This is a genomic window from Cystobacter fuscus DSM 2262 (assembly GCF_000335475.2).
In the GTDB taxonomy this organism is placed as follows: domain Bacteria; phylum Myxococcota; class Myxococcia; order Myxococcales; family Myxococcaceae; genus Cystobacter; species Cystobacter fuscus.
Genome location: NZ_ANAH02000064.1, coordinates 362,237 through 374,524, shown reverse-complemented (window position 1 = coordinate 374,524; position 12,288 = coordinate 362,237). Strand labels below are relative to the sequence as shown.

Genomic DNA, 12,288 nt, shown 5'->3' with positions numbered 1-12,288 from the left:
GGTGCACCGCGAAACACGTTGTCGTCGCGGGCGTTCCGACGAAGGGAGATACTAGGAGTCAGGTCTGACACGTACCCCAGGTTTTACCGGGAAATCAGGCCGCCTGTACGGCGGAGGGAAGCGCGCCGAGTTGCTGCAGCAGGGACATCATGTCCAGCTGATCCCAGATTTCGACCACCTTGCCGTCGTGCAGCCGGAAGTGGGGATGGTCGGTGATCTCCACGCGCCGCCCGGTGGGGGCGATGCCCATGAAGCTGCCGGTGTGCACGCCCGTCACCAGCAGGCGCACGGCCACCATGCCCTGATCATACAGGAAGGAATGGATGGTGAATTGAATGTCCGAGAAGGACTCCAACCACACGCGCGCCATGAGCTTCAATCCCGGCACGCCCGCCGGGACGCCAGCGGGCAGGGGTTGCGCCACGACGTCGGGAGAGAAGAAGTCCGTCATGCTCTCGACATCGCGCTGGACATAGAGGCGAGTCAGGTACCGCTCGTAGAGTTCCCGGGCCTGCTGGGCGTTCATGAGATGTCCTTCCGCGTGAGACAGGGGACCGTCATGGTGCTGAACCGCGCGAGAATCTCAATCACCCGAGCGAGAAGGCGTGCAGTAGCGCGCAAGCCATGGCCCTGGAGGGCCGTGCAGTGACCTCTGTCCAACGGCCCGTGCGTGTCTTCGTCAACGGTTGGCCATCACGCCCCCGCACACCGCCAGGCGACGAAGGTGTTGGCGGGTGCCTCCGCCCTCGCCCACCTGTTTTGATGCTGGGGCTGAGCAGAAGACCACACTTGCCCCTTCGTGCGACTGCTAAAGGAGCGCACCTGAAGGAAAGCTGCTCTTCGTGGGCCACACACCAAAGGGGCGACCATGAGGGCAGCGGCGCGGGAGGGCCCGCACGAAGACGTGATGTTGCCGGTGCGTATCCTGGGCACGGCCAGTGTGCTCCCTGAGCGTGCGGTGACCACGGCGGAGCTGGCACGGGCCGTGGGATGCGAGCCTCAGGCGATCGAGCAGAAGACTGGAATCCGCACCCGCCATTGGGCCGCACCGGGCGCGAGGATGGCCGACCTGGGAGTCCAGGCCCTTCGCCTGGCCCTGAAGCGCGCGGGGCTGGCCGCCACCGAGCTGCGTCGCATCCTCTTCGTCACCTCGACCGGTGGAGATGCGCTCGTCCCCGCCACCGCGAACCGGGTGGCCGCCGCGCTCGGGCTCTCCGGCTCGTGTGACGGGTTCGATCTCAACAATGCTTGCATGGGATTCCTGTCCGCCTTCGATATCGCCGCGCGCTCGGTGGTGACCGGACTGTCCCCGGTCGCCATCGTCACGGTGGAGTTCAACTCCCGGGCGCTCGCCCCGACTGAACCCCGTCCCTATCTCGTGTTCGGGGATGCGGCCACGGCCGCGGTGCTGGCTCCAGCCCAGACGCCGGACGAGGGCGTGCTCGCGGTGGCGTTCGGCAACGATGGAACCCTGCCCCCCGACACCCAGATCGACCACCCCCTCCTCACCGGGCGCCCAGAGGGGTTCCGGTTCCATACCTCTCCCCGTGACATGGTTCGCGCGGTCTTCGACGTCCTGGACCGGGCCACCTCGCAGATCACGGAGCGTTCGAGAGTCAGGCTCGACGACATCGAGTGGGTGCTGCCCCACCAACCCAATGGGGCGATGCTCCGAGGCATCGCCGAGCGGTACGGTTTCGAGTCCACCCGGCTCATGCCCGTGGTGGAGGACATTGGCAGCGTGGCGGCGGCCTCCATCCCCTTCAGTCTGGATCTGCTCCTGCGCACCCGCCCGGTGCGCCCAGGAGACCGCGTGCTGATGCTCGGCGTGGGAGCGGGAGTGTCCTATGGCGCCCTCTTGTACCGGGTAGGCGCATGAGGCGCGCCAGCAACCTTCCCCAGGCCGCCTGGCTGGCAGCCTTCGGACTGCTGCGTCACTATCACCGCTACCAGCTCATTGGTCTGGAGACACTGCTCGAGCCAGGAGCACGGCTCATCGTCGCCTACCATGGTCGGCCCCTCGCCTTCGATCAATGCATGCTCACGGTCGTCCTGCACGAGCAACTGGGCTACCTCCCCCACGGCATCATCCACGGGGCCATCGACCAGAATCCAGTGTCGCGCTGGTTCAGGGAGTGCCTCGGCTTCCTGACGCGGGATGAGCCGGAGTTGGAAGCAGCGGTGGCGCGCGGCGAACACATCCTCGTCCAGCCAGGAGGCACGCGCGAGGGCTGCCGGAGCTTCCGTCACCGCTACCGGGTGGACTGGGGCGAGCGGGTGGGCTACCTGCGCCTGGCCATCAAATATGGCCTCCCCATCGTCCCCGTTGCCGGGTACGGCATGGATGACGCCTTCATCGGGCTCAATGATGGGTACGAACTCGGCCATCGCCTCGGTGCGCCCTGGGGGTTGCCCATCTGGTTGGGCTTGGGTGCCACCGGGCTCTGGCCCTTCTCCCTCCCCTTGCCCGTGAGGATGACGCAGTGGGTGGGCCAACCCATCCACCGACACCTGGGGGGACGGATCGCTCCTGATGACCGGGCATCGTTGCTGGACCTGCACCGGGAGGTCCGCGCCGAGGTCCAGTCGCTGTTGGACCGTGCGCGGGGTCTGGGAGGAAACACATGAGCGAGGGTCGGTGGGCAATCATCCTGGGCGCGTCATCGGGAACGGGCGCCGCCATCGCCCATCAGGTGGCGCGGCGGCCCGGACTGCATGTCTTCGGAATGCACCGGGGCCGCTATCCCGAGCAAGCCGCGGAGGTGGAGCGCCAGGTGCTCGCCACCGGTCAGCGCATGGTGATGATGAGAGAGGATGCTGGCACCCCGGAGGGCGCGGCACGGGGAGCGGACGCCTTGCTCGCCGTCGCGGGCCCCCGCTCCCTCAAGCTCTTCGTCCATTCGCTCGCCAGCGGCTCCGTGGGGCGCTTGCTCTCCAACGGAGACGAGAGGCTCCATCCCCGCCAACTCGCACGTACTTTCGAGGCCATGGCCCACTCCTTCGTCTACTGGGCCCAGGCCCTCGAGGAGAGGGAGCTCCTCGCCCCCTCGGCCCGCCTGCTGGGCCTGACCAACCCACTCACCGAGTCGCTCCTGCACAACTGCGGTGCCATCACCGCCGCCAAGGCCGCGCTGGAAATCTACGTGCGTCACCTGGCGCTGGAGCTCGGCCCGCTGGGGCATCGGGTGAACCTGCTCAAGTTCGGAACGGTGATGACGCCCGCCATCCGCCACGTCTATGCACCGGACGTACTGGCGCGGCTCGAAGAGGCCCACCGCCAGATGAACCCGGCCGGGAGGTTATGCACCCTGGAGGAAGTGGCCCGCTTCGTCTCCTCTCTCGTGGGAGACGACACGGAGTGGTTCAACGGGGCCACCATCGACTTCACCGGCGGAATGACGCTGCGCCTGCTCGACATCATCCTCAACGAGCGGCGCTGATCGGCGCGTGCGCGGCATCCGGAAGGAGAGGCAGAAGTAGAAGCGGCTGATCTGCTCCTCGGTGATGTCCACCGCCTCGGAGGGCAGCAACGCCCGGGGGCTGTGCGCCCGCCGCGTGTAGAAGGTGAGCAACCGGAACGCCAGCCGGTCGCGCAGGGTGCGCGCACGTGCGTCGAGTTGCTCGTCCACCACCACCAGCGGGGTTCCGGGCCGAGCCACCCGCGCCATCTCCGCGAGCGCACGCCCTGGATCCCGATAGCCGTTGATCCCTCCAATCTCGAACACCCGGTCGAAGGCATGATCCGGGAATGGCAGGGCATGAGCATCCCCCAGGAGCAGGCGCACGCCGCGGTGACCCTCTCGCTCCAGACGTTCGCGGCAACAGCCCAGCATGCCCTCGCTGAGATCCACCCCCCACACTTCCACCTCGAGCCCCGGAGGCAGCTCCCGCGCGATGAGCGGGAGGTTGGCGCCGGCCCCCATGCCCACCTCCAGGAGACGCAACGGTGGCCCCCCCGGACGTGGCGACAGGGCGCCCAACTCGAGCCGGGACACATAGCCCTCGCGCAGCTCCTCCTCCGAGATGCCCTGCAAGACGGGGGTCAGCAAGGCGGTGAGTGGATCATGCAGGGAGGGCAGCCCGTCGTAGAGGACACGCATCAAGCGATCCTTCCCGCGGACCTCCTGCTCCCGAAACAAGCGGGGCAGCCCGTCCACCACCGGCCAGGAGGCGCGGCAGCCACCGCAGCGAAGCCAACCCACCTCGAGCAAGTCCCCCCGCGACCTTCCGGCCCAGGCCAGCTCTCCCCGGCAAGCGGGGCACGCGAGCAGCGCGACATCCGTGAGCGTCATCACGTTCCCTTCCGGGCCAGTTCCGCCTCGACACGCAGCAGGTCGTCGACCGCGCCAAGCTCCGCGAAGAACTCCCGCGCGCGCAACAGTTGGGTGCGCCGGCCGGGCTCTCCCAGGGCCAGATGGCGCCCCAACTCGAGCCACGCACGGCCCTCCTCATAGGGCATCTCCAATGCCCTGGAGCGCTCGATACAACGCCGCCAGTTCCGGCGAGCGGCCCTGGCCCGCCCGGACAGCCAGGCCTCGAGCCCGTCGAATAGCAAGGAGAACGGCGCTCCAAAGGCGAAGGCTCGGCCGAACGCCCTCAGGGCCTTGCAGGCCTCACGCGCCTCGCGGACCGGCGACTGCACGCCGGGACGTTCCACCGCTTGGTGCTGCTCCCAGACCGTCAGATACACCTCGGCGACCTGGGTCACTCCCGTGAATAGCCAGTACGCGACCGGCTTCATTCCTCGCAGCAATGCCAGCCCCCTGCCCGCCACCTCGAGCGCCCGCTCCTCCTGTCCCTGCCTCAGCAAAGCCAGGGCCAGTGCCCCCTGGATGATGACCGTCTCCGAGGCGCCCGCGTGGGCCTCGAACCAGGGAAGCTCCTCCTGCAGCTCGCCAATGGCCTGCTCCACACGACCCAGGCGCACCAGCGAACCCGCCCGGCACATCGGCCCCCAGTGCCTCGTCTGCTCGGCGCCCCGCTGACGCGCGCTCTGCTCCATCTGGTCCGCCACTTCGATGGCTCGCCAGTAGCGCCCCTGGTATTGCAACGAGAGCGTCATCACGACACGGCTCTCCTCCGATTGCCGGAAGTCCCGGCCGGCATCGGCGATCCTCCGGGCACGCTCCGACCAGCCCTCCACGTCCTTCCACCGGGCATAGCCGATACCGCAGACGGCACAACGCACCAACGTATACGTGAGGTCCGCGGGAGTCCCCACGCGCTCCGCCATGTCCACGGCGCGCGCGCACCAGGACTCGACCACTGGACGCAGCTCGGGGAGGCTGCTCAACCTCGTCGCCATGACGATGTAGCCACGCGCCAGGCACTGCGAGGGTCCGCCAGGCTCCAACACGTTGATCAACCGCAGGCTCGACCAGAAGAGCCGGGTGGCGTCCTGGAGGTAGAAGAGAACCTCACTCAACCGGACCAACAGCCGCCCGGCCTCCAGACGGCACTCCCGCGCCTCTGGCGACGTCTCCACGAAGGCCCGGGGCACGACGGATTGCAGGAACCGCTCGAGCATCTGGCGCGCGACCCCTAGACGCCAGCCCCACCGGCCGCGAGGGACTGCCCAGCCGAGACATGCCAGGGCCCGTTCGGCATGGGCGCGGCATTCCGGCATGTTCCCCGCGAGGTAGTAGGTCTCGGCCAGCCGCGCCTCGAGCAGTCCCAGCCGCCGGGCGCCTTCCGACCTGGACTCGGCGATGGCCAGGGACCGCTTGAAGTACGGAATGGCCACGCTGCAGGCATAGACGGCCATGGCCTGGTCGCCCGCCTTCTCGGAGTAATGCTCCTCCCGGGCCTCATCCCCCACCTGTCCCCAGTGGTAGGCGAGCGCCGCCATCCACGCCCCCACGTCCGGATACACCGACTCGATGGCCTCCGCCGCCTTCTGGTGCAGCGCGCGGGTCACCTCCGGGGCCAGACTGTCCAGCAAGCCCTCGCGCAGCTTGTCATGGGCGAAGCGCCAGCGATTGCCGGCCACCTCGAGCACCACGGCGTCCGAGCACTCTCCCAGCCAACTCCGCACATCCAGCGAGGGCTCGGCCACGCGCAACAGCTCTTCATGGATTTCCCGCCCGAGAATCGCCGCGAGCCGCAGCAACCGGCTTGCCTCCGGCGAGACCTTCTCGAGCCTGCGCTGGACGATGGACCTCATCCCACCGACAAAAGCCTTGTCGGGCAGGGGCTCCCGGCCAATTCGATCCAACCGCCCGCTCTGCTCCGCCAGGGCGCGGATCACCTCGACGAGGAAGAAGGGATTGCCCTCCGTCTCATGCTCGAGCAGTGAGAGCACGCGCGGCTCCCGGCCGCCCGCCCCCATCATTGATTCGCTCAGCGCGGCGATCTCCGCGGGTTCGAGCCGTGGCAGTTTCATCACCTGGAGCAAGGGCACCCGCTGGGGCAACCTGGGGCACTCATCGTCCCGGTAACTGCCCAACAGCAGCAACTGTGCCTTCGAGACGCTTCCGGCGAGCCGCTCCAGTAGGGACAGGGTGGCACTATCCGCCCACTGCAGATCCTCCAGGATGATCACCGTGGGCCGTGGCACCCGGAGGAAGACCTCCACCACGGTGGACATCAGGCGCACGTGGGCGGCGTCCGGGCCCAGCGATTCAAGCTCGGGAATGTCTCGCTGGAGCAGCTCTCCGATGTCGGGCACGAGTGGCCTGAAGATGGCGGCCTCCCGGGCTTCCAACCCGGTGAGGAGGATCAGCCGACGGAGCACCTCTCGCCAGGGATGGTAGGCGCCGCCACCACTGGTAATGGCTTGCCCCCGTAACACCACCGTGCTCCGGACCATCGCCAGGATGCGGAACTCGGCCAACAGGCGCGACTTGCCCACGCCACTCTCACCCGCGATCAACCAGGCACTTCCCTGCTTCTTCGCCTCCACCTGGTCGAGCGCGAGGATCAACCGCTCCATTTCATGCTCCCGCCCGACGAAACGGGCCCCCTGCAAGAAGCTCTCGCGGGTCGCCACGGTCTCGGCCGGCGGGGGATGGCCCGTTGCCTCGCAAAGCGAGGCGATCGCCGCCTCGGCATTCGGGAACCGATCCTTGGGCTCCGGGGCAAGCAGCCCTCGAAGAAATCGGGCGAGCCCAGGCTCGACCGTTTCAGGGATCTCCACGGGCTCACGAGACACCAAGGCCTCGGACTCCTCGATGCCAGGGGTGGACCTCCTGCTGACGAACCAGGCGAGATCCGACTCCAGACTGTCCACCTGGCTGTCCGGCTGGTGGGAGAGGCGGGGAGAGCGCAGCGCATACGGAGGCCTTCCCACGAGGAGTTCATAGGCCATCACACCCACCGAATAGAGATCGGATCTGACGGAGGGAGGCTCGCCTTGAAGCACCTCTGGAGAGAGATAGCCCCGCGTGCCCGAGCAGATGGCGCGGAGCTGTTGTTCCAGGCTGATCGCCAATCCGAAGTCGAGCAGCTTGACGTGCCCATCCACCACCAGGACATTGGCCGGCTTGAGGTCACGGTGAATGATTCCGCGCCGATGCAGATAAACGAGCGCCTGGAGTACTTGGAACAGCAGCGACACGTGCTCGGACCGGGGTCGCTCCCACCCTGCCTCGGTCAGCGTCTGTGCACCATCGAGGAACTCGAGCACCAGGTAGGGCCGCTGCTGCCCATCGACTCCATGGTCGAGCACGCTGATGATGTTCGGGTGACGCAGCGAGGCGAGGATCTCGAACTCGTGTGCCAACTCCAGGGCCGATTTGTAGCCCCTCCCCTTGAGAAGGAGCCCGCTGCGCTCGAGGAGTTCATTCACGCCGGAACTGTAGCGGCCCGAGTGAAGCTGCTTGATGGCCACCAGACCATCGAGCCGATCCCTCGCGAGGTAGACCGTTCCGAACCCACCGCGACCCAGGAGCAGCAGGGGCAGATAGCGCCTGCCCACCTCGGGAAGGTTTGGAAGATCCAAGCGCGCATTCCCAGCGAACGGCGGAGACTGCTCGAATGTCGAGGTCTGTTCAGTCATCCCTATGATCTCAAATTCAGCCGTGACTCATTTCATCTATCAACGACCGAGCCCGCGTAGGTGAGAGCAGGGAGCCGACCCGCGCTCCGGCGGTCTCTGGGACGCACGAGGGAACACCCTCTTCACAAACTCCCGCGCTCATCTCTCTCGACCCAGAGCCATGAGAGGGAGATATGACGATGAACGACATGGGCGTGCAACAGGCTCATTCCAAGAGGACTCACGAGCCTGAGAATGTGAAGAATCCCTTGTTGGAGGAGGGGCGGGCCCTGGCCGCGCTCAGCCGCTCGGAGCTGGGCGGACTCGGGCCATCGCAGCTCTTGCGGATGTACAGATCGGGCCGGGCGCGGTGGTATGCGCCGGGAGAGCGGCTCAGTGAGCAGGGCCCTGGCTTCTGGGTGGTGCTGGACGGCCAGCTGGAACTCTGGACCCGGGACGACAAGCTGCTCGCCACGCTGGGAAGAAGCTCCATCTGTGGCGTGGAGGAGGGTCTCGAGGGAGGAGCGGAGGGCGCCTGGGTACTCTTCGTCGAGAATCACGACGCCCGCGGACGGCTTCCGCGAACCAGGTCCCAGCGCGCCTCCACCATCAACTACCTCCATCTGCCCTCGACCGAGCGCCCTCTCGTGTGCGAGGTAATCCAATTGCGGAGCCGGAAGCGGCTGAACCTGGGCACCCTGCTGGAGCTGCTCGCGAAAACCCTCGTCAACGACTTCAAGGAAAAAGTGGTCATCGTAGGCAAGGGAACGCGCCCGAAGCGTCCTCCAGGCAGGCCGACGCCCCCCTACTTGTTCCACGCCTCGATCGAAGAGGTCAAAAGCACCTCCTGGCTCGAGGAGTTCGACTACGTCTTCGCCGCCGACGAGGAAGCCGCCAGGGTCCTCAAGCAACATCATCACGAGTTCCAGCACACCACCATCGAACTCACCCGAGACCCGCCGACGCGGAGTTCACCACGGCCCGGAGAAGACATCCTCCGCACCCATCTGCTGCCCGTGTCGCCCAGTCCGGTGCACGGTGGTCTGGAGGGCTCGGCCAACCCAGGGGAACTCCTCCTGGGTCAGCGCAGTTGCTGGCTCCACCTTCCAGACGACATCCTCTCGGGAGCACGCACCGAGTTCGAGACGCTGGATGAACGGACGAGGGAGCACCTCTCCCGATGGGCCCGGGTGATCACCCACCGCCAGGTGGGCCTGGGTCTGAGTGGAGGAGGGGCCTGGGGCTTCTACCACTACGTCGTCCTGGAAAAGCTGACGCGCGAGAAGATTCCCATCGATATCATCACCGGCAGCAGCATCGGTTCGGTGATGGGGGCGTACTACAGCGTCCACGGAATGGACGGGCTGGAGCATTTTCGCAACCGGTGCTCGAGAGGAGAGCTCAACCAGCTCACCTGGCTGAACATGCTGTCCACCAGCCCGCTGGAGACGCTGCTCAGGAAGGATCTGAACAATGCCCAGCTCGATCAGTTGTCCCTGCGCATGCACCCGGTGGCCATCAACCTCAGCACGGGTGAAACGACCACCTTCACCCGTGGGCCCCTGAGCCTGGCGGTCCGTGCCAGCAGCTCGGCGCCAGGCCTGTGGGGACCCACGCTCCTCAACCCACGCCACTTCGTGGACGGCGCCGCGGCGGACAATCTCCCCGCCCTATGGCTCCCACACCTGGGAGCGGATCTGACCTTCTCCTGCAATTGCTACCCGGCTCAACTCCGGCCCTATCGCCAGCTCATTCCGGGCCCCATCGGGCGTCTCTTGAAGGAACTCAACCCGGTGGAGCGTTTGATGGATCTGGTCTCCAGCGGCAGCACGCTTCTCCATGCGAGCGGCAGTCTCGGCGCCAGGATGAGTACCCGGGCCTTCCAGAAGTCACCGATGGAGAACTCCCTGCTGCGCTCCATCGACTTCCGCCGGGCGAAAGAGATCATCGAGCACGCGAGGCAAGACCTCGCCTTGAATGAAAGCCTCGAACGATTCGTGGCGGACTGGGAGAAGCTCCGTACCCGGCACAGGCAGGTCCGTGGGCCAGAACTGCAATACGCCATCCATTGATGAGACGGTTGATTAAACGGTGCGGACCCGGGTGTTGATCGAACAAGCCCTCGAGAGGAGGACACGATGCTTGAAGACTCGATCATCCAGCAGTTGACTCCCAAAGAAGAAAGCGGCACCGCCGGTACGGCCCCCATCCAGGGAATCCTCGGAGGTGATGAACTCAAGAACCTTCGCAATCACTTCAAGGAAGAAGAGCTGTGCGACCTGGCAAGGGTCCTCGGCGAGAAGCTCCCGGACTCGAAGTGGTTCGTCAACGGGCTCCTCGACCAGTTCTTCACGCCGGCGGCGCACCCAACCCCCGAGGAGTACAAGCAGGCCGCGATCCAGCGCGAAAGCCAGCTCATCACCCTCTTCCTGGTCTTCTCCCACGGGCAGGGGATCTTCCTGGGCATTCATTTTTATTGGGGGTTGATGATGGGCCTGAGTCCCGAGGATCTCTCGCGGCACGTCATGCTGGTGGGCATGTACGGAGGCATCCAGCTCCTCAACGCCGCGCTGACCACGCTGGAGCGCACGCTCAATCTCTTGAAGAGGCTGGCGTGGTCGAACAACCCCATCCCAGGAGAAGTCGTGCGCGAGATCGAGGGAGGGCTCGGCCCCCCCCTCAACAAGTAACCCGAGGCCCGCGCCTCTCACCTCAAGGGCTTCACGCCGGTGGCGAGGACATAGTCGAACGTGCTCCGCACCAGCCGTGCATACCACCAGGGTCGGCTCACCAACCGGAGAAGGGGGTTCATCCGGTGCACGAGCTCCGGAGCATCCAGACGTCGGCCGAGAAACCGCAACAGGGGCTCGTAGACGTGCTCACGGATGGAGTGGACCTCCACTGCCTCGAATCCCGCGGCCACCAACCGCGCGCGGTAGATCTCCCGGCAGTAGAGGTTCTCCCCGGGAATCTGCCACACGGCCTGGAACAGGCGGCTGAAGCGGTGCCCGGGCAGTGGAAGAATGTCCGTCAGGGCCAGCCTCCCCCCGGGCCGCAGGACCCGCCAGGCCTCGGTGAAGAAGTCCTCGCGCGTATCGAAGTGGAAAGAGGACTCGAGCGCCACCACCTTGTCGAAGCATCTGGCGGGAAAGGGCATCCGCGTGGCCGAGCCCTCCTGGAGCAGCACCCGGCTCGCCAGCCCGGCACGTACCATCCGCTCGCGCGCGACCTCGACATGCAGCGGCATGAGGTCGAGCCCGGTGAGCCGCCGGGGATGGAAGCTCCCGGCCCAGTAGAGGATCTGGTCTCCGAAACCGAACCCCACGTCCAACACTTCGTCCCCAGGACCCAGCCGGGCCGTCTGTCCGAGCAGAGCCGTGAGCGCGCGGCTGGCCTCGTCAAGTGTCCGCACCCCGGAGTCAGCCCAGTACCCCAGGTTCATGAACAGGCTGTGCTCGGACAGCAGGTTGTGGGTGGACAGGAGCGTGTAGAAACGCTCCGGCCGTCCGCTCGATGGCCCCAGAACGAGCCGTAGCAGCGCCGCGCCTTCCAGGACGGCACGGGGCCAGGAGCCCTCGTAGCGCACGGATGTTTCGTTAGAGGGGAGCCTGCTCTTCGGACGAGAGCATTTCCGCTTGTCGTGCGAGTTCCTTGAGCCGCTCCTTGATTCGCCGGAACTGTTGCCGCAACACGGCGGCTTTGCGGTCGAGCGCCTCGCGAGACGGGAACTCGTCCGGGCCGGAGATCGCCCTGGCCACGTCGTGCCACGACATCCGCCGATCCACCCGGAGTTCCAGGAGGGTCCTTTCGTGGGGGGAGAGCTGCTCGCGCAACACCCTGAAACGCTCCTTGACGGAGCTTTGGAGCCAGGGCTTCGGCAGGCTCGGTTCGGGTTGTGCCTCGTCACGCAAAACCCCGAGGCTCGCCGGCTGCTCGCGTGCGGCCGGCGAAGCGATCATGCGATAGGCGACATGGCGTGCGACCTGGTAGGCCCACGTCCGGAAGGAGCAATCCCAGCGAAAGGCTGGGAGCGCCGTCAGCAGACTCTCGGCAAGGGAGCTGTAGGCCTCTCGTGCCTGCTCCCGATCGTGAAGAATGGACCCCATCAGCCGCATGAACTCGGGTCCATAACCCTCCAGCGCGGCCTGGACGGCGAGTCCCGTCTCGCCTCGCATACAGAGCTCACGGATCCGCTGCTCCAGCGCCTGGCGTGCGCTCGGCTCCATGTCTCCCCCCCAAAGAAGATGCGGATGGACCTCATTCGAGGGAAAGCTAGGCACCCCCGCTGGGGATGACGAGTGCCGCGCGGGGAG

9 protein-coding genes and 1 pseudogene are annotated in these 12,288 nt (G+C 66.4%); 5 read left to right on the top strand and 5 right to left on the bottom strand.

Annotation, left to right across the window (positions count from 1 at the left end; all coding sequences use genetic code 11):
- Window positions 1-94: 94 nt before the first annotated feature.
- Window positions 95-526 (bottom strand): ester cyclase, encoded by a 432-nt coding sequence (locus tag D187_RS51055; protein ID WP_002631433.1) that lies wholly within the window; start codon window positions 524-526, stop codon window positions 95-97.
- Window positions 527-907: 381 nt separating this feature from the next.
- Between D187_RS51055 and D187_RS38790 the strand changes: the two genes are divergently transcribed.
- The 3 genes from D187_RS38790 to D187_RS38780 are packed head-to-tail and all read left to right on the top strand — an operon-like array spanning window position 908 to window position 3,440.
- Window positions 908-1,879: a 3-oxoacyl-ACP synthase III family protein gene (locus tag D187_RS38790; RefSeq protein ID WP_002631432.1), complete on the top strand. Its 972-nt coding sequence runs from the start codon at window positions 908-910 to the stop codon at window positions 1,877-1,879.
- The gene (locus D187_RS38785; protein ID WP_002631431.1) at window positions 1,876-2,628 is read left to right on the top strand and encodes a lysophospholipid acyltransferase family protein; all 753 of its coding nucleotides are present in this window, start codon (window positions 1,876-1,878) and stop codon (window positions 2,626-2,628) included. The genes D187_RS38790 and D187_RS38785 overlap by 4 nt, the downstream gene beginning before the upstream one ends.
- Window positions 2,625-3,440 (top strand): SDR family NAD(P)-dependent oxidoreductase, encoded by an 816-nt coding sequence (locus D187_RS38780; protein ID WP_002631430.1) that lies wholly within the window; start codon window positions 2,625-2,627, stop codon window positions 3,438-3,440. Before D187_RS38785 ends, D187_RS38780 begins: the two co-directional genes overlap by 4 nt.
- 189 nt (window positions 3,441-3,629) lie before the next feature.
- Here the strand turns inward: D187_RS38780 and D187_RS58970 are convergent.
- Both D187_RS58970 and D187_RS38775 read right to left on the bottom strand, forming a co-directional pair.
- A pseudogene (locus D187_RS58970) lies at window positions 3,630-4,100 on the bottom strand (class I SAM-dependent methyltransferase); the annotation flags it as partial.
- A 191-nt stretch (window positions 4,101-4,291) separates the two neighbouring features.
- A complete protein-coding gene (locus D187_RS38775; RefSeq protein WP_002631429.1) occupies window positions 4,292-7,939 on the bottom strand; it encodes a serine/threonine-protein kinase in 3,648 nt (1,215 codons plus the stop codon).
- Window positions 7,940-8,232: 293 nt separating this feature from the next.
- Between D187_RS38775 and D187_RS38770 the strand changes: the two genes are divergently transcribed.
- Window positions 8,233-10,047 carry a patatin-like phospholipase family protein gene (locus D187_RS38770; protein ID WP_155893900.1) on the top strand — a complete coding sequence of 605 codons (1,815 nt, stop codon included), beginning with the start codon at window positions 8,233-8,235 and terminating at the stop codon, window positions 10,045-10,047.
- A 66-nt stretch (window positions 10,048-10,113) separates the two neighbouring features.
- The gene (locus D187_RS38765) at window positions 10,114-10,665 is read left to right on the top strand and encodes a hypothetical protein (RefSeq protein WP_002631427.1); all 552 of its coding nucleotides are present in this window, start codon (window positions 10,114-10,116) and stop codon (window positions 10,663-10,665) included.
- Window positions 10,666-10,682: 17 nt separating this feature from the next.
- Here D187_RS38765 and D187_RS38760 read toward each other — a convergent pair whose 3' ends face one another.
- The gene (locus tag D187_RS38760) at window positions 10,683-11,561 is read right to left on the bottom strand and encodes an SAM-dependent methyltransferase (protein WP_002631426.1); all 879 of its coding nucleotides are present in this window, start codon (window positions 11,559-11,561) and stop codon (window positions 10,683-10,685) included.
- Window positions 11,562-11,571: 10 nt separating this feature from the next.
- Entirely contained in the window at window positions 11,572-12,201 is a 630-nt protein-coding gene (locus D187_RS38755; RefSeq protein ID WP_002631425.1) for an RNA polymerase sigma factor, read from the bottom strand.
- Window positions 12,202-12,288 lie beyond the last annotated feature (87 nt).

Excerpts from the sequence above, each read along its gene's own strand:
- D187_RS38790 (WP_002631432.1), top strand. The coding sequence starts at position 908 with ATGTTGCCGGTGCGTATCCTGGGCACGGCCAGTGTGCTCCCTGAGCGT.
- D187_RS38755 (WP_002631425.1), bottom strand. The coding sequence starts at position 12,201 with ATGGAGCCGAGCGCACGCCAGGCGCTGGAGCAGCGGATCCGTGAGCTC.
- D187_RS38780 (WP_002631430.1), top strand. The coding sequence starts at position 2,625 with ATGAGCGAGGGTCGGTGGGCAATCATCCTGGGCGCGTCATCGGGAACG.
- D187_RS38785 (WP_002631431.1), top strand. The coding sequence starts at position 1,876 with ATGAGGCGCGCCAGCAACCTTCCCCAGGCCGCCTGGCTGGCAGCCTTC.
- D187_RS51055 (WP_002631433.1), bottom strand. The coding sequence starts at position 526 with ATGAACGCCCAGCAGGCCCGGGAACTCTACGAGCGGTACCTGACTCGC.
- D187_RS38765 (WP_002631427.1), top strand. The coding sequence starts at position 10,114 with ATGCTTGAAGACTCGATCATCCAGCAGTTGACTCCCAAAGAAGAAAGC.